This is a genomic window from Streptomyces sp. WZ.A104, assembly GCF_002382885.1.
Classification (GTDB): domain Bacteria; phylum Actinomycetota; class Actinomycetes; order Streptomycetales; family Streptomycetaceae; genus Streptomyces.
Window position 1 is genome coordinate 1 of sequence record NZ_NWVL01000038.1, and the last position, 24,797, is coordinate 24,797.

Below are 24,797 nucleotides of genomic sequence, written 5' to 3' on the forward strand. Positions count from 1 at the left end.
GGGCTCGGCGCTGGGTGAGGACCCGGGCGTGGACGCGGCGTCGGACTGGGGGCCCGCCGCGCCCCGCGCCGGGTCGGTGGGGGCGGAGGGCGTACCGGAGGAGCAGCCGGTGAGCAACAGGGCCAGGGCGAGGAGCGGTGCGACGAGCAGGGCGGGCGGGCGGCGCGGGACGGACACGGCGGCGGGCTCCTCGGGTGACGGCGGACGGCGTGGCGGGGCGGGGCGGCACACAGTGTGAGAGGGGTGTCTCGGTGCCAGTCTTTGCCGCGCCCGGCCCGGCCGAACCCGAACCGGGGCCATCCGGCTGTACCGCGTCGCCCGCCGGTCACCGGCTCTTCCGCGCATGCAACGAAACAGCCCCCGATCGGGTGATCGGGGGCTGTTTCACGTGAAACATCCGCGGAGCGGGACGGTGCGCCCTACTTCTCCGAGGCGGGCTTCTCCGTCGCGCCCTTCGCGGCGACCGGCTTGCGCAGCTGGATGTTCAGCTCGCGCAGACGGGTCTCGTCCAGCTCGGTCGGGGCGCCCATCATCAGGTCCTGGGCGTTGCCGTTGAGCGGGAAGGCGATCGTCTCGCGGATGTTGGGCTCGTCGGCGAGCAGCATCACGATGCGGTCGACGCCCGGGGCGATGCCACCGTGCGGCGGGGCGCCGAGGCGGAACGCGCGGAGCATGCCCGCGAACTCGTGCTCGACGGTCTCCCGGTCGTAACCGGCGATCTCGAAGGCCCTGAGCATGAGCTCGGGCTCATGGTTACGGATGGCGCCCGAGGACAGCTCGATGCCGTTGCAGACGATGTCGTACTGCCAGGCCAGGATGTCCAGCGGGTCCTTCTCCTCCAGGTCGGCCAGGCCGCCCTGGGGCATCGAGAAGGGGTTGTGCGAGAAGTCGATCTTCCCGGTCTCCTCGTCCCGCTCGTACATCGGGAAGTCGACGATCCAGCAGAACCGGAAGACGCCCTCCTCGAAGTGACCGGCGCGCTTGGCGGCCTCGACCCGGACGGCCGACATGATCTTGGAGACCTCGTCGAACTCGCCCGCACCGAAGAAGACCGCGTGGCCCGGGACCAGCGAGAGGCGCTCGGTGAGCGTCTTCACATCGGTCTCGGTGAGGAACTTGGCGATGGGACCGGCCAGCGTGCCGTCCTCGCCCACCCGCACCCAGGCCAGGCCCTTGGCGCCGTGCTCGACGGCGTACTCACCGAGGCCGTCGAAGAACTTCCGGGACTGGCCCGCGGTGTCCGGGACCGGCAGCGCGCGGACGTGCTTGCCCGCGAACGCCTTGAACCCGGAGTCGGCGAAGACATCCGAGATGTCGACAAGCTCCAGCTTGGCGCGCAGGTCCGGCTTGTCGTTGCCGTACTTCAGCATCGACTCGCGGAACGGAATGCGCGGGAACGGCGAGGTGACCTCACGGCCGTTGCCGAACTCGGTGAAGAGCTCGGTCATCAGCTTCTCGATCGGCTGGAAGACGTCCTCCTGCTCGACGAAGGACATCTCGACGTCGAGCTGGTAGAACTCGCCCGGCGAACGGTCCGCACGGGCGTCCTCGTCGCGGAAGCAGGGCGCGATCTGGAAGTAGCGGTCGAAGCCCGAGATCATCAGCAGCTGCTTGAACTGCTGCGGGGCCTGCGGCAGCGCGTAGAACTTGCCGGGGTTCAGCCGGGACGGGACGACGAAGTCACGCGCGCCCTCGGGGGAGGTCGCGGTGAGGATCGGGGTCGCCATCTCGTTGAAGCCGAGGGCCACCATCTTGGAGCGGATGGAGGCGATCACGGCCGAGCGCAGCATGATGTTGCGGTGCATGCGCTCGCGGCGCAGGTCGAGGAAGCGGTACTCCAGGCGCCGCTCCTCGTTGACGCCGTCCTCGGTGTTGATCGTGAACGGCAGCGGGCCGGCCTCGCCGAGCACCTCGACCTCGGTGACCTCGATCTCGACCTCACCGGTCGGCAGCTCCGGGTTGACGTTGTCGGCGCCGCGCGCGGAGACCTTGCCGTCGATACGGACGACGGTCTCCTTGGTCAGCTTCGCCAGGGCGTCGTTGCCGGGGGTGCCGGGGCGGGCGACGAGCTGAACCAGACCGTAGTGGTCGCGCAGATCGATGAAGAGGATGCCGCCCAGGTCTCGGCGATTGTGCAGCCAGCCGCTCAGCCGGACGTCGGTGCCGACGTCAGAGGCGCGGAGCTCGCCGCAGGTGTGGGACCTGTACCGATGCATCGTCGTTCATCCAGTCTTCGCGGTTGGGGGTGGATTGAGCCTCCCCAGGCTACCGCCCAGGGCCGGGCCGCTTCATTTCCCTTTGCGCTGCCCGCCCGCCCGGCCGCCGGGGCAGGTGGCCGCCCCTCGGTGGCGTCCGCCGATCAGATCTTCCTAAAGTGGGGCAATGCGCACCGAGGAAGTCCTGGCCGCGATCGCGACGGGCCTGTGGCGCTGGGACAACGCAGCCGGCACGGTCACGCTCGACGCGGAGGCGGCCCGGCTGCTCGGCCTGCCGCCCGAGCCCGGCAGCTACCGGGAGTCGGCGGTGCGCTCCCGTTTCCATCCGGTCGACTGGAACGAGATCTACGGGGTCGTGAACCTCGCCGTCACCGAGGGCACCCTGGCCGAGGCGCGGCTGCGGATCGTCGACGAGCGCGGGCGGGTGCTGCGTACCGTGCGCAGCCGCTCCAAGCCGGTCATCCCCGACCGCGGGGGCACCGAGCACTACGTCCTCATCGGCACCCTCCAGGAGGTCGCCGAACCGCAGCCCGGCTCCTCCGATGTCTCGCACCCGCCGATCACCGGGGACTGGCGCCGCTCCCGGGAGGCGTTCCTGCTGGACGCCGGGCGGGCGCTGGCCGAGGCCCGGTCCACCGAGGAGGTGCTGCGGGTCGCCGGATCGCTGTCCATGCCCGGCTTCTCCCCGGACGGGCTCGCGGTCTTCGGGGCCGCCGGGGAGCGGCTGACCATCATCGGGCACCACGGGCACAACGTGGGGGACGAGGACCCCTTCACCGACATGCCGCTGGAGACCGATTACCCGGCCGCCGAGGTCGTCCGCACCGGCCGGGCGATCTACCTCCCGTCGCCGGAGGAGTACCGTCGCCGCTACCCCGCCACCTGGCCGCTCGCCCGGCGCTTCGGCCGGCAGTCCTGGGCCTTCCTGCCGCTGGTGTCCTCCGGCCGCACGATGGGCGCCTGGATGGCCGGGTTCAGGCATCCGGTGGGGTTCTCGCCCGACGAGCGCGCGGTGCTCTCCACGGTCGCCCGGATGCTCGCCCAGGCCCTGGCCCGCGCCGGGGTCGCCGAGACGGAGCGTGAGCTGTCACTCGGGCTCCAGCGCTCGATGATGCCGACCCTGGGACCGGACATCCCTGGTATGACGGTGGCCGCACGGTACGTGCCGACCGGCGGCGGGCTCCAGGTCGGCGGCGACTGGTACGACATGATCCCGCTGCCCAACGGACGCATCGCCCTGGTCATCGGGGACGTCCAGGGCCATGACGTCCGGGCCGCCGGACTGATGGGCCAGCTCCGCATCGCCCTGCGCGCCTACGCCTCCGAGGGGCACCGCCCGGACGCGGTGCTCTCCCGGGCCTCACGCTTCCTGTCCGGGCTCACCGACGCGTACGAGAGCGTGGAGGGCGACCAGGAGCCCCCGGCGCCGCGCTTCGCGACCTGCCTGTACGCGGAGGTGAACCCCGAGGCCGGGACCCTGGACATCGCCCGTGCGGGCCATCCGGACCCGGTGGTGATCAGCGCCGACGGCACCGCGGTGATCCGGCAGACGGCGGGCGGGCTGCCGCTCGGCATCGAGACGGACTCGGACTACCCCACCACCCGGGTGGTCCTGGAACCCGGCGAGACGATCATGCTGTGCACGGATGGCCTGATCGAGACCGGCGGACACGACATGGCCACCGGCTGGACCCGGCTGCGCCCGGTCCTGGAGGAGCCCACCGAGGATCTGGAGGGGATGGCCGACGCGCTGGTCCAGGCCGTGCACGGGCCGACCTCGCACTACACGACGGGACCGCTCGCGGACCGGCGCGAGGACGACATCGCGGTCCTGGTGCTGCGGCGCGAGATCGCCCCGGCCCGGGAGGCCCCGCCGCGCCGCAGCGTCCTGACCATCGCGCAGGCCGAACCCGAGCGGGTCTCGGTGGGGCGGCAGCTCGTACGGGAGCTGCTGCACGACTGGAGCGACCCGGAGCAGGTCGACTCGGCGGTCCTGATGGTCTCCGAGATGGCCACCAACGTGCTCGTCCACACGGACGGGGACGCGCTGATGGTGGCGGAGGTCGCCGGGGAGCGGGGGGAGCGGCGGCTGCGCGTCGAAGTGGCCGACGCCAGCGACGAGCTGCCGCACAAACGGCGGCCCGGCGAGATGGCGTCCAGCGGGCGGGGGCTGGTGCTGATGGAGATGCTGGCGGACGCGTGGGGGGTGGACCCGCGGGGGGAGGGGAAGTCGATCTGGTTCGAGCTGTACGAGTCGCACCAGCCGGGAGAGCCGGCGAAGGCCTGATTCCGGAGGCCTACGGGGCGGCGGGGCCGCTGGACGGGCCGGGTTCGCCGCCCGACGGGCCGGAAGGCGGCCCCGAGGGCGCCCCGTACCCCTTCCGCAGCTCCCCCAGCACGCCGAAGGCCGCCGCGCACAGGGGCACGGCCAGCAGCATGCCGAGCAGGCCCGCCACGCTCGCTCCCGCCGTCAGCGCGACCATGATCACGGCTGGGTGCATCTGGACCGTACGGCTCTGGATCATCGGCTGGAGCACATGCCCCTCCAGCACCTGGACCGCGAGCACCACCCCCAGGGCCCACAGGGCGATCACGAACCCCCGGTCGGCCAGTGCGACGAGCACGGCGACCGCGCCGGAGATGAAGGCCCCGAGGTACGGGATGTACGCGCCGACGAAGACCAGCGCACCGAGCCCCACCGCCCCCGGTACGTCCAGGATCAGCAGGCCCACCGTGATGCACACGGCGTCGATGAGGGCGATGAACGTCGTACCGCGCATGAAGCCCTCGACGGCCTCGAAGGCCCGGCGCCCCATGGCCTCCACCAGGTCGCCGGTGCCGCGCGGGGCCACCGAGTGGGCGAGGTTCACGGCCCGGTCCGAGTCGCGCAGGAAGAAGAAGGTCAGCAGCAGGGCCAGCACGCTGGTCGCCACGAGGGTCCCGACCAGGCTGAGACCGCTGAGCAGACCGCCCGCCGCGCTCGCCCCGAACTTCTCGACCAGGTTCTGCGCGTTGTCGGCGAGGCTGTCGACGTCCGTGACACCCGCGATGTCCAGGTGGTCGACGACCCACTGACCGGCGTCCTTCAGCGAGGCGACGATCTGGGCACCGGAGTCGACGAGGGCGGTGACGACGATGTATCCGGCCCCGCCGACCACCGCCACGAGGGCCGCGCAGGTCAGGCCCGCGGCCAGGGACCGGTTGAGCCTGCGGGCGGTGAGCCGGCGGTGGACGGGGCCGAGCAGCGCGGTCCCGAGAAGGGCGAGGAGTACCGGGGTGACCGCGGTCTTGAGGGCGACGACCAGCCAGACAGCGACGGCGGCGACGGCCACGACGAGCAGGACCACCCCGCACCAGGCTGCCGTGCGACGGGCGTCGTCGGGGAGGAGGGGCTTGGATGCGGGCACCCTCCCACCCGATCACGGGGGGCGTCGGCGGGCCCGCCGACGCCCCCCGTATGGGTGACAAGCCGTCACATGCCATGAAACAACGGAACCCTGACGGACACCCCGTCGCGGCATTCCCCGTGCGGTGGAACGACTTCACCACGCCCCGCCCGAGCACATCCGTGCACACTGGCCCGCGTCCGGTCCACCTGCGGGCCGGCCGCCGGTCAGTCCGCTGTGGGCCGCCAGCCCCGGGCCGCCCGGACCGATGCCCGGGCGCCCCAGGCGGTGAGCACGATCGCGCCGCACAGCGCTGCCAGGGTCGTCGGCGCGAGAGAGGCCAGGGATATCACCGTGGGCCGGTCGATCTGGATGGGTGCGGCGAGCCAGACCGAGGTGAATGCGCCGATCCCCACCGCCAGCAGGGAGGGCAGCAGGAGCGACCACAAGGCCGTGGTCCCGAACACCGCCCACCGCCCGGTGAGCACACCGAGGGGGGCCAGCTCACGCCCGTGCCGGACGAACTCCCCCATCGCTCCCAGCCCCGCCGCCAGGGCGACGACGAACATGCCGGCGGCCGCCAGCAGCCGGATCCAGCGTGTGGCCGCCTCCAGACCTCCGACGGCGCTGAGATAGAAACCGCCGACCGACGTGACGTTCGCCGCCGCGCCCAGATGCTCGTACGCCAGTTGCTTCAGCTGCCCGATCGGCAGATCCTCGTGCGGTGCGGCGGTGTTGACGAGTACCAGGGTCACGGAGATGTCGTCAGTCGTGCGCCAGCCCGCCGTCGCGCCGCGTTGTGCGGAGACCGAAGCGGTGTCGTACGTGCTCCATGACACCAGCTCCCGCAGCCGCGCATCGGATCCCCCGCCGGGGATGGGCACAGGGGCGGACGTGCAGGGCACGTTCAGCGCCTTGAGTACATCACACGAGCCGATCAGCCGGGCGGTGCTCGTCACGGTGTCGTCATCGGTCGCCACGCGCAGCACCGCGGTCTCCACCCCGTCGGGAAGCGACTGCTCGAAGGCGGCCAGCCGCCTCGTGGAGTCCGGATGGTCCACGGTCAGCACGCTGCTGCCGATCCTGTCCAGAGTGGTCAGGGCACGGGCGGAGTTTTCGCCGAACACCCCGCCCCACAACTGCGCCTGCGCCGCCAGTCCGATGGCCAGTGTCAGTGAGGCGACGAGGCGGACGGTGGCCTGCGGATGGGTGGCCAGGCGGCGGCCCGCGATGAGGCCCCCGCTCGATCCGACACGGCGTCCCCACCTGGCCAGCTGCCCTCCGAGTCCCCCACAGAGCATGCCCACCGCGGCTGGGAGCGTCGCGAAGACCAGGGCGGTGCCGAGGACGTAGAACGGCAGCTTCATGTCGTCGGCCATGAGCTCGGTGCCGCGCACCGTCACCAGCAGGACGGGCGCGAATGCGATCCCGGCGAACCGGTACAGCCTGCCGCGGCGTACGGTCGGCCGGGCCCCGCTCCGCTGCACGCCGTCGGCTCTCGGCTGCAGCAGCACCGCCGTCGCGAGCAGGGCGACCGGAGCGGCCAGCAGAGCGACGATCAACCCCGGTACGGCGGCAGTCGCGTCCGGGCGGTAGAGCCGGAAGTCGACGATGGGGAGAGGCACATCGGTCAGCAGTGCGGGGGCGAGGGCGAGCGCGGCCAAGAAGGTACCGGCGAGCACCGGCGCAGCGGCCTCACCGACAGTGAAACAGGCGCGCGCCCGCGCGCTGGCCCCCAGCACGGCCAGCAGGCGCGACCGCCGGTCGCGGGCCACCGCACCGACACGTACCGCCACGGTGATCAGGAGGACCACGGGCAGGAGCACCAGACCGGCCAGGGCGCCGTAGAACTGTTCCGGGGGCGGCAGATTGGCGTCCTCACCGAACGGGGACGCGTCGGCCCCGCCGAAACCCACCGCCTGGAACGACTCGGCGTCGAGATCGTCCGCACCCCCGGCGGGGCGGGCGTACGCCAGTAGCTCTGCGGGGGCCTGCAGACCCTCTGTGCCGATCAGGCCGACGGACTTCCCGTACCGGTTGCCGATGTGCTCCGCAGTGCCGGCACCGGCCTCCGCGAGCGCAGGCGAGAGAACGGCTTCCCCCGGTTCCGGCCAGCGGTTGAGGCCCGGAGGCAGCGGCGCGTCGGCCCGCAGAGGCACCAGCCAGACCACCTGGAAGGCGGTGGTTCCGACCATGTCCGTCACAGGCTGGGCTATCAGGTTCGCGTCGCGGGCCCCCGGCACCCAGTCGATGGCTCGCTCGTGGCTGCGCTGCGCACGGCCGTCGAACGAACTCTGCGCCAGCACGAGGACGCCCAGACCTACGGCGAGCAGAAAGGCAGCGACGGTCAGCAGCCAGCCGCGGATCCTGCCCGCCTCGGCCGCCCTCGCCGCGCCCCGACCGATCCGCAGCATCTGCGCCATCGCGCTCATGCCACCGCCTCGGTCAGCCGACCGCCGACGAGGCGCACGGTCCTGTCCGCGCGTGCGGCCACCGCCGCGTCGTGCGTGACGACCAGCAGTCCGCAGCCGGTCTCCTTCGGAAGACCGAAAAGCAGATCCGAGACGGATTCCCGGTTCCGCTCGTCCAGAGCGCCGGTGGGCTCGTCAGCGAGCAGAAGCGACGGCTTGTTGATCAATGCCCGTGCCACGGCGGTCCGTTGGCGCTCACCGCCGGACAGCTGGGAGGTAGCGACCGTATCGGCGGACACCCCAAGCCGCGCCAGCAGCGATGCCGCCTGCTCGAACGCCGCGGACCGGCGGGCACCGGACAGGAGAGCGGCCACCGCGACGTTCTCCACCGGAGTCAGCTCCGGCAGCAACTCGCCGAACTGGAAGATCGTGCCGATGTGAGCACGCCGGTGCCCGGCGAGCTTGCGCGGCCGCATCCTGGTGACGTCAGCGCCCGCCACCTTCACCCGCCCGGCTGTCGGCCGGTCGAGTCCCAGTAAGCACATCAGCAGCGTGCTCTTGCCGCTGCCACTCGGACCGGTCACCGCGACGGACTCTCCGCTGCGCAAGGTGAGATCCACATCATCGAGCAGCGATCTCCCCGGCACTTCCACGCAAAGCCCTTCCACTTCGAGCATGGGTTCCTCGGAGGGGGAGACATCCGCCGACGCGGCGAACCCTTGGGCCAAAAAGCTTTGAGAGTCAGTCATTTATCCTCAAAGGGTGATCTGCGCGCCGGGGTGGAGGCGCCCGAACAGCCATCTCCACCCCGGACACCGGACAGGTTCATCCGGAAAGGCTATGCGCGATCGACACGTGGCACCGACCTGCGGAGAGAGCCGGGCGGCGCGGTCGACCGCGCGACGGCCCGCGCTATCGCGACACCCAACCACTGCAGTCGTCCGGCCAGTTGTTCTTGTACTCGCACGCCTTCACCGAATAGATGCGCGCGCCGGCACCGCTCTTCACGGTGCTGGCATAGCCGTTCTTGTTCCACTTGGTACGGACCGAACCGCCTTCGCCCGACCGCTTGTACTGGCCCTTGACCTTGGCGTCGTTGTCGTGAGTCTTGACGACCGCAATGCGCTTGCGGCTGTCGATGGTCTTGGCGGTGACTTCGTCGACCGAGGCCGAGATAGCGAAAGCCGGGGCGGCCGCGGTCAGCGCCATGACGGCAACACCCGACAGAGCGACCTTCTTCATGATCTTCATGGAACCCTTCGTCTCTTCCGGAACGTTGAGGACCTCGGCTCCGTGGCACTTACACCCGCGAAGCCCTTCACCTGAGCACTCGCGCCCAGCGCGGAGCGCGGAGGCCTCGGGTGCACACCATCTTCGGCGCGGCCCGGCCGACCAGGGCATCCACTACTGGACGACGGACTTCCCTCCCCTCTGCCGAAAGAGGGGTTGACATAACGCCGCAGTCTCGCGATTGCGCCGATGCGGAGCGACCGGGTCGGTTGGCGGCGCCTTTACCACCAAGAGAACCGGCCATGGCGAAAATCCGCATCTGCTTCGTCCGGGAGGCGCACCGCGACAATGCCGCCCGCCCCCGTGCGCACAAGGCAACCCCACCCCCTTCACCGATCCTGTATGACCCGACAGAGTGCACTGTCAACAGCAAAAATCGCCATACTGAAGGGCCCGAAGGTAGTCAATGGATTCGATTCCGCACGTGCCATAGAATCGCAAAAGCTCCACGGGGGCTGACCTTCCTCACCGTGACGAAAGCTGCGAGCTACGGGGGTTCACATTTTTGTTCGCGTTGGAGTATTGGCCCCGGAGGACTTGGTCCGGGTCGGCATCCGTAATGTCCTGGAGGCGGAACACCAGTTGAGCGTCGTCGCCGACGGACACACCAATCGCGTGCTCGACGTGACAGATCGCGTGCCACTGGACGTCCTGGTGGCGAGCCCCGCTACCGAGTGCGATGCGTTGCGCTTACTCCGCACCATCAATCGGCGGCCGTTACCACCCCGCACCGTGGTCCTCGCCGACCGGGTCAGCAGACAGGGAGCCTGCGCGCTGCTCGGCGAGCGCGCGGCCGGGATACTCCGCCGCAGCACCGCACGCCATCACCTCCCCTGGGCGGTGCCTGCCGCGGCACAGGGCGGCCTCGCGCTGGAGCCCGCACTGGCGTCCTTGCTGGTCGACAGCTATCTACAGCCTCTGAGACGAGCCCAAACACAGTCAGATGCACGAACCTTGCTCGGCAGGCTCACCGTTCGTGAACGGGAAGTCCTCACCCTGCTCGCCGACGGCCACGCCGCTCCCGCGATCGCAGCCATGCTCTCCCTCGCCCCTGGCACCGTGAAGAGCTACTTGCGGAGCGTCTACGACAAGCTCGACGTGAGCAACCGGATCCAGGCCGTCCGAGTCCTCTGGTCTGCCGACGCCATCCCCTCTCCGGCTCCTGTGCCGAGCCGCGCCGTAGGGCAAACCGCTTAGTGGATAAGCCGGTTGCACGCGCCGTATGGCAGCCCGACTGCCCATGAGCAAGGGACGACAAGCCGACATGCGGCCCTGACCAGCCGCACCACACGGGACCACCCGGGGGGACACCTCACGTGCACATAGCCTTCCTGCTGCACAACGCCTATGCGACCGGCGGCACCACGCGGACGACCATGACTCTCGCCGAGACGCTCAGCAAGCACCACCGCGTGGAACTCGTGTCGGTCTTCCGGCACCGCAAGTCGCCCCGGTTCGGGCAGCCGTCCGGGGTTCCGCTGCGTGCGCTGGTGGACCGGCGCAAGAGTTCGCCGGACACTACACATCCCCTCGTTTCGCAGGCGGGGGAGGTGTTCCCCCAGGGGGACAGCCGCGCGCACCAGTACCACCGGCTCGCCGAGCAGCAGATCATCGCCTGGCTGCGGGAAACGAATGCCGACGTCATCGTGAGCACCAGGGCAGGACTCAACGTCCTGCTGGCCCGCTTCGGCCCCCGGAACGCCATCCTCGTCGGCCAGGAGCACCTGACCCATGACAGCCACCCCCACCGGCTGCGTACGGAACTCCAGCGCTGGTACGGCGGTCTCGACGCCCTCGTCACCATGACCGAAGCGGACGCGCACGACCACCGGCGCGGCCTGCGGCTGCCGCACATCCGGGTACTGGCCATCCCCAACAGCGTCCCCGAACCCGCCGTGCCACCGGCTGACGGGAACGCCAAGGTCGTCGTCGCGGCCGGCCGGCTGGCCCGCGTCAAGCGGTACGAGATGCTGGTCGACGCCTTCGCCGCGGCCGGTGCGGACTGCCCGGACTGGTCCCTGCGCATCTACGGGGACGGCGCGGAGCGCGCCCGGATCGCCGAACGGATAGCCCGTCATGGGCTGGAGGACCGGGCCTTCATGATGGGGGCGGTCACTCCGATCGAGCAGGAGTGGGTCAAGGGATCCATCGCCGCCGTGACCTCGGCCCACGAGTCGTTCGGCATGACGATCGTCGAGGCCATGCGCTGCGGCTTACCCGTGGTGAGCACCGACTGTCCGCATGGTCCCGGCGAGATCATCCGCCATGGGGTGGACGGTCTCCTCGTCCCCCGCGACAGCACCCGCGACATGGCCGAAGCGCTGCGGACGCTGATGGTGGATGCGGGACGGCGCAAGGAAATGGGCAGGGCGGCAGGGGCCGGTGCGGCGGAGCGCTTCGCACCGGAGGACATCGCCGACCGCTACGAGCGGTTGCTCCGCTCCCTGGCCGGGGAACGGTCCGGGCGGCCCGCTGCTTCGCAGCCGGCCTCACCCGGATGGCGGGGGGTCGCCGTGCTCGCTGCCACGGCCCGGATCCTCGCGCGCGGTGCAGTCCGCCGCGGGCGCCGCATGGTGCGCCACACCGCATGAAGACCCTACGCGCAGCCGTTCCGGCACACAGGATGCTCTGGATCGTGTGCGGGGCGTTCTGTCTGGTGTCGGCTGCTCCGGTGCCGCTCACGCTCCCACTGGGCTGGGACGAGATCGTCTACGCCAGTCGTTTCACCCCCTATGGCCCCGCAACCCCGTTCAGTGCGCCGCGCACCCGGGGAGTCCCCCTGCTGCTGACCGGCACGCTGATGCCCACGCTGCGCCGCTGTGGCTGGCCGTGGCCGTCGCCGCGTCGGCTCCGTACCTCCTCTTCGTCCCTTGCGCAGCGGCACGATTCCTGCCCCGGTCTACGCACTGCTGGCGCTGCCTGCTGCCCTGGGGGTTCTCGCCGTCCTCCGCCGGATCCGTGGAAGCGGTTCGCTGCCGGCGGCTGCCGCGCTCGCGTTGGTGGTGCTCGGTTACGGGGGATGCAGGCCGGGGGCGTTCACGCCCATGCGGGTATCCAGCAGCGTGCCCGGGGCGATTGGGACCGCATCGGCTCCGTACTGCGCGAGCACGGCGTGCGCCCGCCCGCCCGAGTACCTCCTGACCGGCGTGCCGGTCGGCCTTCGCAGCACCGCGGAGGCGGGTGTTCCGCCTCCGCGGTACCACGCGCGTCAGACTGACTCGGCCGGGACCGTCCCCAGTCGCCCCTTCTGGAAGTCCTCGAAGGCCTGCTTCAGCTCGGCCTGACTGTTCATCACGAAGGGGCCGTAGTGCGCCATCGGCTCCCGGATCGGGCGGCCGCCGAGGAGGACGACCTCCAGGTCCGGGGTGTGGCCGTCCTGCCGCTCCTCCGCACGGACGGTCAGCGAGCCGCCGGCGCCGAACACCGCGGTCTGGCCCATCGCGACGGGCCGGCGCTCCGCGCCCACCGTGCCGCGCCCGGCCAGGACGTAGGCGAGCCCGTTGAAGTCCTCGCGCCAGGGCAGGGTCACCTCGGCGCCCGGCCGGACGGTGGCGTGGATCATCGTGATCGGGGTGTGGGTGATGCCGGGCCCCTGGTGGCCGTCGAGCTCACCGGCGATGACCCGGAGCAGCGCGCCGCCGTCCGGGGAGGCCAGGAGCTGGACCTCACCGCCGCGGATGTCCTGGTAGCGGGGGTTCATCATCTTGTCGGCCTTGGGGAGGTTCACCCAGAGCTGGAGGCCGTGGAAGAGCCCTCCGGACATGACGAGCGACTCCGGCGGCGCCTCGATGTGCAACAGGCCCGAGCCCGCGGTCATCCACTGGGTGTCGCCGTTCTCGATGGTGCCGCCGCCACCGTTGGAATCCTGGTGGACGAAGGTCCCGTCGATCAGGTAGGTGACGGTCTCGAAGCCCCGGTGCGGGTGCCAGGGCGTGCCCTTCGGCTCGCCCGCGGCGTACTCCACCTCACCCATCTGGTCCATCATGATGAACGGGTCGAGGTGCCGGTAGTTGATCCCGGCGAACGCGCGGCGCACCGGGAAGCCCTCGCCCTCGAAGCCGCTGGGCGCGGTCGTGACGGCGAGCACGGGACGGGCCGCGGCGTCACCCGAAGCCGCCACCTTGGGCAGGGTCAGCGGGTTGTCGACGGTCACTGCGGGCATGGGAGCCACCTCCGGGCGAGTGTTCTGGAACCAATTTAGTTGAACGATGAACATCTCACAAGGCCTCGCGCATTCCCGGGCAGCGCAAAGGGCCCGCGCCACTCCTGGCACGGACCCTTGCCCGAACATCGAAACCGCAGGTCAGCGACCCGTCAGATGGGACACCCCCCTCATACGGAAGCGGGCTGCCTACCCGTACATACGACGCATCGCGAAGTCGACCATCTGCTCCACGGCCTTGGCGTCGAAGACCATCCGGTGGTCACCCTCCATGTCCAGGACGAAGCCGTAGCCCGTCGGGAGCAGGTCGATCACCTCGGCCCCGGTGATCACGAAGTACTTGGAGTCCTTGCCCGCGTACAGCCGCAGCTCCTTGAGCGTGGTGAACATCGGGATCACCGGCTGCTGCGTGTTGTGCAGGGCGAGGAAGCCGGGGTTGTCACCGCGCGGGCAGTAGACCTTCGACGAGGCGAAGATCTGCTGGAAGTCCTCCGCGGAGAGGGAGCCGGTGGTGAAGGCCCGTACCGCGTCGGCCAGTGAGGGCGGTGAGGGTTCGGGATACAGCGGCTGCTCCGCGTAGCCGCCGCCCATCTGGCCCATCTGACCCATCTGCTGCTGAGCACCAGGGTTCTGGTCGTAGCCGTACATGCTGCAAAGAGTAATCGGACACATCTACGGCTTGAGGGGTTGCGCCTTATTACTGACGGGTAGCATCATCGTAGAGGTCAGCTGACACACCCACGTCTCTCTGTACCGAACGCCTGCCTGTCGCCCGACCCGCATCACTCCCCGGGGCGCTGTGCGCCACTGCTATTGATTACGGAGCCTTCCCATGGGGCACTACAAGTCGAATCTCCGCGACATCGAGTTCAACCTCTTCGAGGTCCTCGGGCGCGACAAGCTGTACGGCACCGGTCCGTTCGCGGAGATGGACGTCGACACCGCGAAGAGCATCCTGGAGGAGATCGCCCGCCTCGCGGAGAACGAGCTCGCCGACTCCTTCGCCGACGCCGACCGCAATCCGCCGGTCTTCGACCCGGAGACCAAGACGGCACCGGTCCCGGCGAGCTTCCAGAAGTCGTACCAGGCCTTCATGGACTCCGAGTACTGGCGCCTGGGCCTGCCCGAGGAGATCGGCGGCACCACCTCCCCGCGCTCCCTGATCTGGGGCTACGCGGAGCTGCTGCTCGGCTCGAACCCGGCCGTGTGGATGTACTCCTCCGGCCCGGCGTTCGCCGGCATCCTCTTCGAGGAGGGCAACGAGGAGCAGAAGAAGATCGCGGAGATCGCCGTCGAGAAGCAGTGGGGCTCGACGATGGTGCTGACCGAGCCGGACGCCGGTTCGGACGTCGGTGCCGGCCGGACGAAGGCCGTGCAGCAGGAGGACGGCTCCTGGCACATCGAGGGCGTGAAGCGCTTCATCACCTCGGGCGAGCACGACATGTCCGAGAACATCATCCACTACGTGCTGGCCCGCCCCGAGGGCGCGGGACCGGGCACCAAGGGCCTCTCGCTCTTCATGGTCCCGAAGTTCCACTTCGACTGGACCACCGGCGAGCTGGGCGAGCGCAACGGTGTGTACGCGACGAACGTCGAGCACAAGATGGGCCTCAAGGCCTCCAACACCTGCGAGATGACGTTCGGCGACCAGCACCCCGCCAAGGGCTGGCTGATCGGTGACAAGCACGACGGCATCCGCCAGATGTTCCGCATCATCGAGTTCGCCCGCATGATGGTGGGCACGAAGGCCATCGCCACACTCTCCACGGGCTACCTGAACGCGCTGGAGTACGCCAAGGAGCGCGTCCAGGGTCCGGACCTGGCGAACTTCATGGACAAGACCGCGCCCAAGGTCACCATCACGCACCACCCGGACGTGCGCCGCTCCCTCATGACGCAGAAGGCGTACGCCGAGGGCATGCGCTCCCTCGTGCTCTACACGGCCTCGGTCCAGGACGCGATCCAGGAGAAGGAGGCCGCGGGCGAGGACGCCAAGGCGCTGAACGGCCTCAACGACCTCCTGCTGCCGATCGTGAAGGGCTACGGCTCCGAGAAGTCCTACGAGCAGCTCGCGCAGTCGCTCCAGACCTTCGGCGGCTCCGGCTACCTCCAGGAGTACCCGGTCGAGCAGTACATCCGGGACGCCAAGATCGACACCCTCTACGAGGGCACCACGGCCATCCAGGGCCAGGACTTCTTCTTCCGGAAGATCGTCCGCGACCAGGGCGCCTCGCTCAACACGCTCTCCGAGGAGATCAAGAAGTTCCTCGCGAGCAACCACGGCAACGAGGAGCTGGCCCCGGCGCTGGACTCGCTCGCCAAGGCGGCCGTGGACCTGGAGGCGATCGTCGGCACGATGATCACCGACCTCACCGCGACCGGCGAGGACGTCAAGAACATCTACAAGGTCGGGCTCAACACGACCCGCCTGCTGATGGCCTCCGGCGATGTCGTCGTCGGCTACCTGCTGCTCAAGGGCGCGGCAGTGGCGGCGGAGAAGCTGCCGACCGCCGCCGCCAAGGACGTCGCCTTCTACCAGGGCAAGATCGCCGCCGCGAAGTTCTTCGCCGCGAACGTCCTGCCGGGCGTCTCGACCGAGCGCGCGCTCGCCGAGTCCGTCGACAACTCCCTGATGGAGCTGGACGAGGCCGCTTTCTAGGACCTCGCACCTCATCAGTGCGTCAACCAGTGCCGCCATCCGGAATTCGTTCGGGTGGCGGCACTGTCGTATCAGCTGGGTACGCTGAGTGCACGGCCCAGAATCCCGTCCATGGGAGGAACCATGACCGCCGAGGCACTGCCCGAATCGCTGCACCGCCAGCCGGACGGCTCCAAGTGGCCGGTCCCGCCTGCGGACGGCTACACCGTGGACGATCTCTTCACGCTTGAGGACCTCCCGCCGCACACAGAGCTGATCGACGGGAGCCTGGTCTTCGTGAGTCCGCAGCGGAAGTTCCACACGCTGGCGATGTATCTGCTGGAGCAGGGGCTGCGGCAGCACGTGCCGAACGACCTGCGAGTGCGCCGAGAGATGGCCGTCGTGCTCAACAAGCGCAATGCCCCAGAGCCCGACCTCCTCGTGGTGACCGCCGAAGCGGACGGCGACCAGCGCACCACCCGCTACGAAGCCTCCGACGTCATCCTGGCCGTCGAGGTCGTCTCGCCCGACTCCGAGGACCGCGACCGGGACACCAAGCCGCACAAGTACGCGGCTGCGGGCATCCAGCACTTCTGGCTGGTCGAGATGACCGGCGAGAACGATCGCCCCATGGTCATCACCTACGAGCTCGACCCGGTCAACAAGAGCTACGTCTCCACCGGCGTCCACCACGACCGGCTCAAGCTCTCCGCCCCGTACGACATCGACATCGACCTGACCGCGATCGACGAGCTGTAGGCCACGGATCGGGCCACGGTCCTGGAGACCCACGGATCTCCCCGGTCACCGGATACCGGACCCCCAGTCCTCGCTACAGTGAGGAACATGAGTTCTCCCCTCCGGTTCGACCGTGCGCACACCGATGATCTGATGACCTTCTTGGCAGCCAGCCCGTCCCCGTACCACGCCGTCGCCAACTCCGCCGCCCGGCTGGAGGAGGCCGGGTTCCGGCAGGTCGAGGAGACCGCCGCCTGGGACGCGTCGGCGGGCGGGAAGTACGTGCTGCGCGGCGGGGCGATCGTCGCCTGGTACGTGCCGGAGGGCGCGAAGGCGCACACCCCGTTCCGGATCGCGGGGGCGCACACCGACTCCCCGAACCTGCGGGTGAAGCCGCTGCCCGACACCGGGGCGCACGGCTGGCGCCAGATCGCCGTCGAGGTCTACGGCGGCACGCTGCTCAACACCTGGCTCGACCGGGACCTGGGCCTGGCCGGGCGGATCTCACTGCGGGACGGCACCCACCGGCTGGTCAACATCGACCGGGCGCTGCTGCGGGTGCCGCAACTCGCCGTCCACCTGGACCGGTCGGCCAACACCGAGGGGCTCAAGCTCGACCGGCAGAAGCACATGCAGCCGATCTGGGGGCTCGGCGATGTGGAGGAGGGCGACCTCATCCGCTTCGTCGCCGAGGAGGCGGGCGTCGACGCCGAGGAGGTCACCGGCTGGGACCTGATGCCGCACGCCATCGAGCCGCCGTCCTACCTGGGCCGGGACCGGGAGCTGGTGGCCGGGCCCCGGATGGACAACCTCCTCTCGGTGCACGCCGCGACCGCCGCCCTGGCCGCCGTGGCCGGGCAGTCCGACGCCGAGATCCCGTACATCCCGGTGCTGGCGGCGTTCGACCACGAGGAGAACGGCTCCCAGTCCGACACCGGGGCGGAGGGGCCGCTGCTCGGATCGGTGCTGGAGCGCTCGGTGTTCGCGCGCGGCGGTACGTACGAGGACCGCGCCCGCGCCTTCGCCGGGACGGTCTGCCTCTCCTCCGACACCGGCCACGCCGTGCACCCCAACTACGCGGAGCGGCACGACCCGACGCACCACCCGGTCGCCAACGGCGGTCCGATCCTCAAGGTGAACGTCAACATGCGGTACGCCACCGACGGCAGCGGCCGCGCGGTGTTCGCCGCGGCCTGCGAGAAGGCGGGCGTGCCCTGGCAGAGCTTCGTCTCCAACAACGCGATGCCCTGCGGCACGACGATCGGTCCGATCACCGCGGCCCGGCACGGCATCCAGACCGTGGACATCGGCGTCGCGATCCTCTCCATGCACAGCGCGCGTGAGCTGTGCGGCGCGGACGACCCGTATCTGCTGGCGAACGCGCTCACGGCGTTCCTGGCGGGCTGACCCGCCGCCGCCCGACGGCCGAAAACCGGCGTCGACCAGGCATGACCGGCGCCGGGTCGCGGGCGGCCCCGATATTCTGGGGCGGATCCCCGCGCCCCCGGCGCGGGCGCACCCCCGGAAGGAAAGCCGCTCGTGGAGTTCCGGCTGCTCGGCACGGTCTCTGTCGAAACGCACGCCGGGCCGCTGCCGCTCGGGCCCGCCAAACGGCGCAGCCTGCTGGCCGCGCTTCTGATGTCGGCCAACACCCCTGTATCCATCGGCAGGCTGACGGACTCCCTCTGGGACGACGAGCCCCCACGGCATGCCCGCAGCGTCATCCAGGGGCACGTCTCCCGGCTTCGCGCGCTGCTGGCGGGCGCGGAGGCATACGGGGTCGAGCTCGTCACGCTCGACGACGCGTATGTCCTGCGGATGCCGGAAACCCTGCTGGACTCCCAGCGGTTCGAGGAGCTGCTGCTGCTGGCGCGGGAGCAACGTTCCCCCACCGACACGGTCCTGATGCTCAAGGAAGCCCTCTCCCTGTGGCAGGGCCCGGCGCTCGGCGGAGCTCTCGCCGGGCCGCCGCTGAGAGCGGCCGCGCACTCGCTGGAGGAGTCCCGGCTGACGGCACTGGAGCATCTGGCCCGTGCGTACGGGGCCTTGGGCGAGCACCACCACGCGGCGGCCCTGCTGGCGGCGGAGACGACGGCCCACCCGCTGCGGGAGTCGCTGGCCGCGGCGCTGATGCTGGCTCTGTACCGGTCCGGGCGCCAGTCGGAGGCGCTGGACCGCTTCCACCACACGCGACGGCTGCTCGCGGACGAGCTGGGCATCGACCCGGGCCAGGAACTCGCCGACGCGTACGCGCTGATCCTGCGCGGGACGCCCGAGCGCGCGGCCACGGACGCCGTGTCCGAGGTGGACGGTGGGGCCGGGACGGACGCTGTGCTGGAGGCGAACGGTGCGGCCGGGGCTGACCGTGTGCTCAGGCACGGAAGCGTCCCCGCACCCCGGCCCACGCCCGTGCTCGGGGACGAATCCACGCCCCGGTTCCCGCCCGAGCTCCCGAGCGGTCCCGCGCCCGCGCCCGGAGGCGGGGACGGGGACGGACCCCGGCTCGTGCCGGCGACCGTGCCGGTGCCCATGGGCGGCCCCGGACCCGAGGCATCCGCCCCCGCCGACCTCCTGCCCCGGGCCCCCCGCGGCTTCCACGGGCGCGGGCCCGAACTGGCCGCGCTCACCCGGGCGGCAGCGGGCGAGGGGCCCGTCTGCCTGGTCACCGGGCCCGCCGGGGTGGGCAAGACCACGCTGGCCCTCCAATGGGCGCACCGCGGCCCCGATCTCTTCCCGGACGGGCGGCTCTTCGCCGATCTGCGCGGGTTCAGCGAGGCCGGGGAGACCGGGGAAGCCGCGCACATCGACGTACTGCGGGAGTTCCTCCTCGCGCTCGGTGTCGCACCCCGCCGCGTTCCGGAGTCCGTCCCGGCGGCCGCCGCGCTCTTCCGGTCGCTGACGAACCGGCGCAGACTGCTGGTGATCCTCGACAACGCCCGCGACTCCGCCACCGTAAGGCCGCTGCTCCCAGGCGGCAGCGGCTGCGTCACGCTGGTCACCAGCCGCCATCGGCTGGAGGGGCTGATCGCGTCGGACGCCGCCCGGCCCGTCCCGGTCGACACTCTCGAACCCCGCGACGGGACGGCCCTGCTCGCCGGTGTGCTCGGCGAGGAACGGGTCCGCGCCGAACCGGTGGCGGCCCGCCGGCTCGCCGAGCTCTGCGGCGGACTGCCGCTCGCCCTGCGCGTCACCGCCGCCCGGCTGGCCGGACGCCCGCGCTGGACGCTCGCCGCGATGGCCGACGAACTGGCCGACGAACACGGCCGACTGGCCTGCCTCGACGTGGACGACACCGGGGTCGCGGCCGCCCTGCGGCTGACCGTCCAGCACCTGCCGCCCGACGCGGTCCACCAGTTCGCCCGGCTCGGTCACCACCCCGGCTCCCGCTTCGACCCGTACGCGGCCGCCGCACTGGCGGGGACGGACCCGGTCACCGCCGCCGCCGCGCTGGAGCGGCTGGCCGCGGCCCACCTCGTCGCCGAGACCGCCCCCGGGCGCTGGGTGCTGCACGACCTGGTGCGCCTGTACGCGCGCGGCCTCGACCCGGCCGCCGGGCCCGAGGCCCTGGCAGACGTCCTCGACCACTACATCGCCACCGCCCTGGCCGCCGCCGACACCGCGGAGCCCGGCGGTGAGCCCTGCTTCGTCCTGCCGGACGACTACCGCCGACCCACCTCCGTACGGGACTTCGCCGACCGTACGGCGGCGATGCGCTGGCTGGCCGCCGAACGCGACGACCTGGCGCTGGCCGCGGCCGCCGCCCGGGACGCCGGTCTCCACGACCGGGCCTGGCGGATCATCCTGCTCCAGTGGCCGCAGGTGGTGTGGCGGGTACGGGACAGCTGGGCCCCGCTGCTGGAGCTGGCGCTGGACTCGGCGCGCGCGGGCAAGGACACGTACGCCGAATCCCGGGTGCTGACCCTGCTCGGCTGGGTGCTGACGGAGGAGGGCCGGACCGCCGAGGCCGCAGCCCTGCTGGAGCGCTCGCCACTGCTCGCCCGCGAGGCCGACGACCCGCTGGGCGAGGCGACCGCGCTGATCAACCTGGCAGTCGTCCAGGCCGAACTGGGCGATCTGGACACGGCACAGGAGGGGTGCCTACGGGCTGTTGAGCTGGCCCGTACGGAGGCGGACCGGCACACCGAGATGCTCGGCCTCCAGCACCTCGCCCGGATGCGGCTCACCGCAGGCCGCCCCGAGGAGGCCCTCGTGTCCGCCCGGACGGCTCTCGACCTGGGCCCCGAGCACGAGGAGGTGGCCCGCCGGACCCTGCTGCTGGCCATCAGCGGCGAGGCTCGCCTCGCGCTCGGCGAGGAGGACGAGGGCATACGGCTGCTGGACCTGGCGGCGGAGGAGGCGGAACGCGCCGGCTACGACGAGGGGGCCGTACGGGCGCTGGAGGCGCTGCTGCGCGTGACGGCGCGGACGGACTACCGGCGACGGCACGAGCAGGCGCTCAGGCGGCTCTCCGACGAGGGGTGAGCGGCCCCCGCACCCGGGCCGGACGGGGCACGGGGGCCACGCGCCGGGGGCCGAACGAGGCGCGGCAAGGCGGAGCGCACGGCGCATGGACGCGTATGTCAGCCGAAGTACGGGACTCGTCGCACAGGGGCGTGAAGCGGACCGCACAGCACTCAGCCCCGTACGTCAGCCGGACGTCAGCGGCGCGACAGCGATACGTGAGCGGCGGCGGGCAGAGTCATTCCCGTCAGCAATCCGGGGCAGCCGTCTTGACCAGGCGTCGCCTCACCACCACTTCCGGGGGAGTCTCCGTGCGCAACCACCGCAACCGCAGCACCGTTCTGGCCGCCGCGACCACCGCCGTCCTGGCCCTCGCCCTCACCGCCTGCGGCGGGGACGGCACCGGCACCAAGTCCGCCGGTCCGGCCGGCAGTGGCTCCGTGACGGTCGCCGCACAGACCCCCGACTCCGGGAAGGCCGCGGACGACGCCGAGGAGACCGGCACGACGGGGTCCGTCGAAACGGGCACCGGCACCGAGCAGGCCGCCAGCACGGCCAGGAACTCCGGCACGGCAGGCACCACCGGCTCCACCGGCGGCACTTCCCAGGCCTCCGCCCCCCTCTGCACCGCGCAGGGCCTGAAGATCACCGCCGAGCGGCAGGACGGCCCGCCCTACACCCACCTCACGCTGACCGCGAAGAACACCTCCGGCGCCGGCTGCGAGATGAAGGAGTACCCGCACATCCACTTCCTGGACAACGCTCGCGGCATCGTCCCGCCCGTAGCCAAGAGCAGGCCGGAGGCCCCGGTGATCCTGGAGCCGGGTCAGTCCGCCTATGCCGCGGTGCGCATGTCCGAGGGCGGCCGGAAGGAGAGCACCGAGACGGTGAAGGAGTTCACGGTGACGCTGAAGGCCAACGGCGGCGGGATGGCGGTCGTGAAGTCTCCCGCCCCCGAAGGCCTCGCCGTCAACCCGCAGAAGTGGGCCACCGGTTACTGGACCACCGAGCTGCGCAACGGCGCCGACGAGTTCTGAGCCGTCAGAACCGTCGGAGCCGTCGGAGCCGTCAAGCGATCCGCCGTCAGGCAGGGCTGTCCATCCCTGCCAGGACCAGCGCCAGCCGGGCGGTGCCGTCGGCGGTGACGCGCACCGGAACGCCCCAGTCCTGCTGGTGGACATGGCAGGCCGGGTACTCGTTGGCCGGGTCGTCGTCGCAGGACGCCGCCATCGCGGAGACGTGCAGGACGCCCTCGGAGACCCCGTCCGCGAGGACCAGGTCACGCCCCAGGTCGGTGCCCGCGCCGACCCCGTCCGCCAGCAGCTCGGGCGGGGTCGCGGAGACCAGCAGCCGGGTCGAGGGCCCGTAGCGGGTGTCCAGCTTCTGTCCGGCGGGCGCCTGGAAGACCACGTCGAGACGGAGGGTTCCCGGGGCGATCTCGGTGGCCGCCCGCTGGGTGCGGTGCGCCTGTTCGGCGACCCGGACCGCCTCTTCGGGCAGGCGGAGCCGGGTCAGCCGGTGGCGGGCGGACTCGACGACGACCAGATCGCCGTCGACCAGCAACGCGTCGCTGGGCTCGCGGACATCGGTGGCGAGGGTGGTGACCTCACCTGATGCCGGGTCGTAGCGGCGCAGCGCGTGGTTGTACGTGTCGCTGATCGCGACGGACCCGTCGGGCAGCGCGGTCACGCCGAGCGGATGTTGCAGGAGCGCCTGGTCGGCGGCCCCGTCGCGGTGGCCGAAGTCGAAGAGCCCGGTGCCGACGGCCGTGTGGACGTTCCCGTCGCGGTCGACGTACCGCAGCGCGGAGGTCTCCGAGTCGGCGACCCAGAGCCGCTCGCCGTCGGCGGAGACGGCCAGCCCGGACGGCTGGGCGAACCAGGCCTCGGCGGCCGGTCCGTCGACCAGACCTTCGTTGGTGGTCCCGGCGGCGACACGCACGGTCCGGCCCTCGGGGTCGTACGTCCACAGTTGGTGCACGCCCGCCATGGCGATCCACAACCGGTCGCCGAACCAGGCGATGTCCCACGGCGAGGAGAGGTCCACCTCGCGCGCCGGACCGCTGGTCGGATTCCCCTGCCACCACTGCCGGCCCGTCCCGGCGAGGGTGCTGGTCACCCCGGTCGTGAGGTCGAGGGCCCGGATCGCGTGGTTGACGGTGTCCGCGACGGCGATGCGCCCGTCGGGGAGGGCAGCGAGCCCCTGCGGTTCGCTGAACCGGGCCTCGTCCGGGCCGCCGTCGCCGAGACCGCGCTCGCCCGTCCCGAAGTGCCGCCGTACGGTCTCGCCGTCCGCGTCCAGCTCGACCAGACGGTGCCGGGTGGTGTCGGAGACGAGGAAGCCCCCGTCGGGCAGGAGCATCGCCTTGCCCGGGAAGCGCAGATGCGTGGCGACGGGCTCGGGCGCGACGTAGGGGCCGTCGCCGCGGCGGAGCGTGCCCTTGGCGGCGTGCTCGGCCTCCAGCTCCGCAACGAGCTTCTCGATGGCGTGGGCGTGCCCCTCGCCCGCGTGCTGGGCGACGACATAGCCCTCGGGGTCGATGACGACGAGCGTCGGCCAGGCCCGTACGGCGTACTGCTTCCAGGTGGCCAGCTCGGGATCGTCGAGGACGGGATGGTGGACCTCGTAGCGCTCCACGGCGTCCACGACGGCCTGGTGCTCGGCCTCATGGACGAACTTCGGCGAGTGGACGCCGATGATCACCACGGTGTCGCGGTGCTTCTCCTCCAGCTCGCGCAGCTCGTCCAGGACGTGCAGACAGTTCACACAGCAGAACGTCCAGAAGTCGAGAATGACGATGCGCCCTCGCAGGTCAGCGAGGGTGTACTGCCGGTCGCCTGTATTCAGCCAGCCGCCCTTGCCGATGAGTTCGGGGGCGCGGACGCGTGCACGGGTTGCCATGCCACCAGTCAACACCGTGGCCGCCTGCGCGCATTCCGCCGGGCCCCGGGGGAACCTGTGTCGCATGAGACTTGTTGTGCGGGAGCGGCTGTTCGCCATCGGTGACGACTACTGGATCGAGGACACCGAGGGCCGCAAGGTGTTCCTGGTCGACGGCAAGGCGATGCGGCTGCGCGACACCTTCGAGCTCAAGGACGCCGACGGCCGGGTCCTGATCGAGCTGCGCCAGAAGCTGATCAGCCTGCGCGACACGATGCTCATCGAGCGCGGCGGCGAGGAGCTGGCCAAGGTCAAACGCAAGCGGCTGTCCCTGCTCCGCAACCACTACCGCGTGACGCTGGTGGACGGCACGGAGCTGGACGTCAGCGGCAAGATCCTGGACCGCGAGTTCGCCATCGAGTACGACGGTGAACTGCTGGCCCAGATCTCGCGCCGCTGGCTGACGATCCGGGACACGTACGGCATCGACGTCGTCCGCGACGACGCCGACGCCGCGCTGCTCATCGGGGTGGCGATGTGCGTGATCGTGCTGGCGGACAAGGAGACCGAGGGCTGACACCGTTCCCGCGCGGGGGGTCGTTGTTTCACGTGAAA

The 24,797-nt window shown here is 71.0% G+C and carries 17 protein-coding genes; 9 read left to right on the forward strand and 8 right to left on the reverse strand.

Translation table 11 applies throughout. The features are described from left to right. Window positions 1-419 precede the first annotated feature (419 nt). On the reverse strand, window positions 420-2,216 hold the full coding sequence (gene aspS, locus CIB93_RS20695) for an aspartate--tRNA ligase (RefSeq protein WP_096628793.1): 1,797 nt from the start codon (window positions 2,214-2,216) through the stop codon (window positions 420-422). 166 nt (window positions 2,217-2,382) lie between these two features. On the opposite strand from aspS, the gene CIB93_RS20700 reads away from it, so the two are divergent. Further along, on the forward strand, window positions 2,383-4,503 hold the full coding sequence (locus CIB93_RS20700) for a SpoIIE family protein phosphatase (RefSeq protein ID WP_096628794.1): 2,121 nt from the start codon (window positions 2,383-2,385) through the stop codon (window positions 4,501-4,503). A gap of 10 nt (window positions 4,504-4,513) precedes the next feature. Here the strand turns inward: CIB93_RS20700 and CIB93_RS20705 are convergent, their stop codons facing one another. The 4 genes from CIB93_RS20705 to CIB93_RS20720 form a co-directional block, all read right to left on the reverse strand. Beyond that, window positions 4,514-5,623 carry an AI-2E family transporter gene (locus CIB93_RS20705; protein WP_096628796.1) on the reverse strand — a complete coding sequence of 370 codons (1,110 nt, stop codon included), beginning with the start codon at window positions 5,621-5,623 and terminating at the stop codon, window positions 4,514-4,516. 206 nt (window positions 5,624-5,829) lie between these two features. Next, window positions 5,830-8,034 carry a hypothetical protein gene (locus tag CIB93_RS20710; protein ID WP_143660071.1) on the reverse strand — a complete coding sequence of 735 codons (2,205 nt, stop codon included), beginning with the start codon at window positions 8,032-8,034 and terminating at the stop codon, window positions 5,830-5,832. After that, a complete protein-coding gene (locus CIB93_RS20715) occupies window positions 8,031-8,690 on the reverse strand; it encodes an ABC transporter ATP-binding protein (RefSeq protein WP_096628799.1) in 660 nt (219 codons plus the stop codon). The genes CIB93_RS20710 and CIB93_RS20715 overlap by 4 nt, the downstream gene beginning before the upstream one ends. Before the next feature lie 235 nt (window positions 8,691-8,925). Further along, entirely contained in the window at window positions 8,926-9,264 is a 339-nt protein-coding gene (locus CIB93_RS20720; protein ID WP_096628801.1) for a hypothetical protein, read from the reverse strand. A 621-nt stretch (window positions 9,265-9,885) separates the two neighbouring features. Here CIB93_RS20720 and CIB93_RS20725 point away from each other — a divergent pair. After that, window positions 9,886-10,500 carry a response regulator transcription factor gene (locus CIB93_RS20725; protein ID WP_179500182.1) on the forward strand — a complete coding sequence of 205 codons (615 nt, stop codon included), beginning with the start codon at window positions 9,886-9,888 and terminating at the stop codon, window positions 10,498-10,500. A gap of 119 nt (window positions 10,501-10,619) precedes the next feature. Further along, entirely contained in the window at window positions 10,620-11,894 is a 1,275-nt protein-coding gene (locus CIB93_RS20730) for a glycosyltransferase (RefSeq protein ID WP_096628804.1), read from the forward strand. 617 nt (window positions 11,895-12,511) lie between these two features. Here CIB93_RS20730 and CIB93_RS20740 read toward each other — a convergent pair. Both CIB93_RS20740 and CIB93_RS20745 read right to left on the reverse strand, forming a co-directional pair. Next, window positions 12,512-13,465: a pirin family protein gene (locus CIB93_RS20740; protein ID WP_096628807.1), complete on the reverse strand. Its 954-nt coding sequence runs from the start codon at window positions 13,463-13,465 to the stop codon at window positions 12,512-12,514. A 189-nt stretch (window positions 13,466-13,654) separates the two neighbouring features. Further along, the gene (locus CIB93_RS20745; protein WP_096628809.1) at window positions 13,655-14,113 is read right to left on the reverse strand and encodes an SseB family protein; all 459 of its coding nucleotides are present in this window, start codon (window positions 14,111-14,113) and stop codon (window positions 13,655-13,657) included. Window positions 14,114-14,297: 184 nt separating this feature from the next. Between CIB93_RS20745 and CIB93_RS20750 the strand changes: the two genes are divergently transcribed. The 5 genes from CIB93_RS20750 (at window position 14,298) to CIB93_RS20770 (ending at window position 22,339) form a co-directional block, all read left to right on the forward strand. Further along, window positions 14,298-16,124, forward strand: coding sequence for an acyl-CoA dehydrogenase (locus CIB93_RS20750; protein ID WP_096628810.1), 1,827 nt, complete (start codon window positions 14,298-14,300; stop codon window positions 16,122-16,124). 111 nt (window positions 16,125-16,235) lie between these two features. Further along, window positions 16,236-16,862, forward strand: coding sequence for a Uma2 family endonuclease (locus CIB93_RS20755; protein ID WP_096628811.1), 627 nt, complete (start codon window positions 16,236-16,238; stop codon window positions 16,860-16,862). 87 nt (window positions 16,863-16,949) lie between these two features. Next, window positions 16,950-18,248, forward strand: a complete 1,299-nt coding sequence (locus tag CIB93_RS20760) for a M18 family aminopeptidase (protein WP_096628812.1) — start codon at window positions 16,950-16,952, stop codon at window positions 18,246-18,248. A 132-nt stretch (window positions 18,249-18,380) separates the two neighbouring features. Further along, window positions 18,381-21,323, forward strand: a complete 2,943-nt coding sequence (locus CIB93_RS20765) for an AfsR/SARP family transcriptional regulator (protein ID WP_096628813.1) — start codon at window positions 18,381-18,383, stop codon at window positions 21,321-21,323. A 290-nt stretch (window positions 21,324-21,613) separates the two neighbouring features. Continuing rightward, on the forward strand, window positions 21,614-22,339 hold the full coding sequence (locus CIB93_RS20770; RefSeq protein WP_096628815.1) for a DUF4232 domain-containing protein: 726 nt from the start codon (window positions 21,614-21,616) through the stop codon (window positions 22,337-22,339). Window positions 22,340-22,385: 46 nt separating this feature from the next. Here the strand turns inward: CIB93_RS20770 and CIB93_RS20775 are convergent, their stop codons facing one another. Further along, window positions 22,386-24,203, reverse strand: coding sequence for an NHL domain-containing thioredoxin family protein (locus CIB93_RS20775; protein WP_096628816.1), 1,818 nt, complete (start codon window positions 24,201-24,203; stop codon window positions 22,386-22,388). Window positions 24,204-24,267: 64 nt separating this feature from the next. On the opposite strand from CIB93_RS20775, the gene CIB93_RS20780 reads away from it, so the two are divergent. Next, window positions 24,268-24,759 (forward strand): LURP-one-related/scramblase family protein, encoded by a 492-nt coding sequence (locus CIB93_RS20780; RefSeq protein ID WP_096628818.1) that lies wholly within the window; start codon window positions 24,268-24,270, stop codon window positions 24,757-24,759. The last annotated feature ends 38 nt before the right edge of the window (window positions 24,760-24,797 follow it).

Excerpts from the sequence above, each read along its gene's own strand:
- CIB93_RS20760 (WP_096628812.1), top strand. The coding sequence starts at position 16,950 with ATGAGTTCTCCCCTCCGGTTCGACCGTGCGCACACCGATGATCTGATG.
- CIB93_RS20700 (WP_096628794.1), top strand. The coding sequence starts at position 2,383 with ATGCGCACCGAGGAAGTCCTGGCCGCGATCGCGACGGGCCTGTGGCGC.
- CIB93_RS20755 (WP_096628811.1), top strand. The coding sequence starts at position 16,236 with ATGGGAGGAACCATGACCGCCGAGGCACTGCCCGAATCGCTGCACCGC.
- CIB93_RS20710 (WP_143660071.1), bottom strand. The coding sequence starts at position 8,034 with ATGAGCGCGATGGCGCAGATGCTGCGGATCGGTCGGGGCGCGGCGAGG.
- CIB93_RS20715 (WP_096628799.1), bottom strand. The coding sequence starts at position 8,690 with ATGCTCGAAGTGGAAGGGCTTTGCGTGGAAGTGCCGGGGAGATCGCTG.
- aspS (WP_096628793.1), bottom strand. The coding sequence starts at position 2,216 with ATGCATCGGTACAGGTCCCACACCTGCGGCGAGCTCCGCGCCTCTGAC.
- CIB93_RS20780 (WP_096628818.1), top strand. The coding sequence starts at position 24,268 with ATGAGACTTGTTGTGCGGGAGCGGCTGTTCGCCATCGGTGACGACTAC.
- CIB93_RS20740 (WP_096628807.1), bottom strand. The coding sequence starts at position 13,465 with ATGCCCGCAGTGACCGTCGACAACCCGCTGACCCTGCCCAAGGTGGCG.
- CIB93_RS20745 (WP_096628809.1), bottom strand. The coding sequence starts at position 14,113 with ATGTACGGCTACGACCAGAACCCTGGTGCTCAGCAGCAGATGGGTCAG.
- CIB93_RS20720 (WP_096628801.1), bottom strand. The coding sequence starts at position 9,264 with ATGAAGATCATGAAGAAGGTCGCTCTGTCGGGTGTTGCCGTCATGGCG.
- CIB93_RS20750 (WP_096628810.1), top strand. The coding sequence starts at position 14,298 with ATGGGGCACTACAAGTCGAATCTCCGCGACATCGAGTTCAACCTCTTC.
- CIB93_RS20775 (WP_096628816.1), bottom strand. The coding sequence starts at position 24,203 with ATGGCAACCCGTGCACGCGTCCGCGCCCCCGAACTCATCGGCAAGGGC.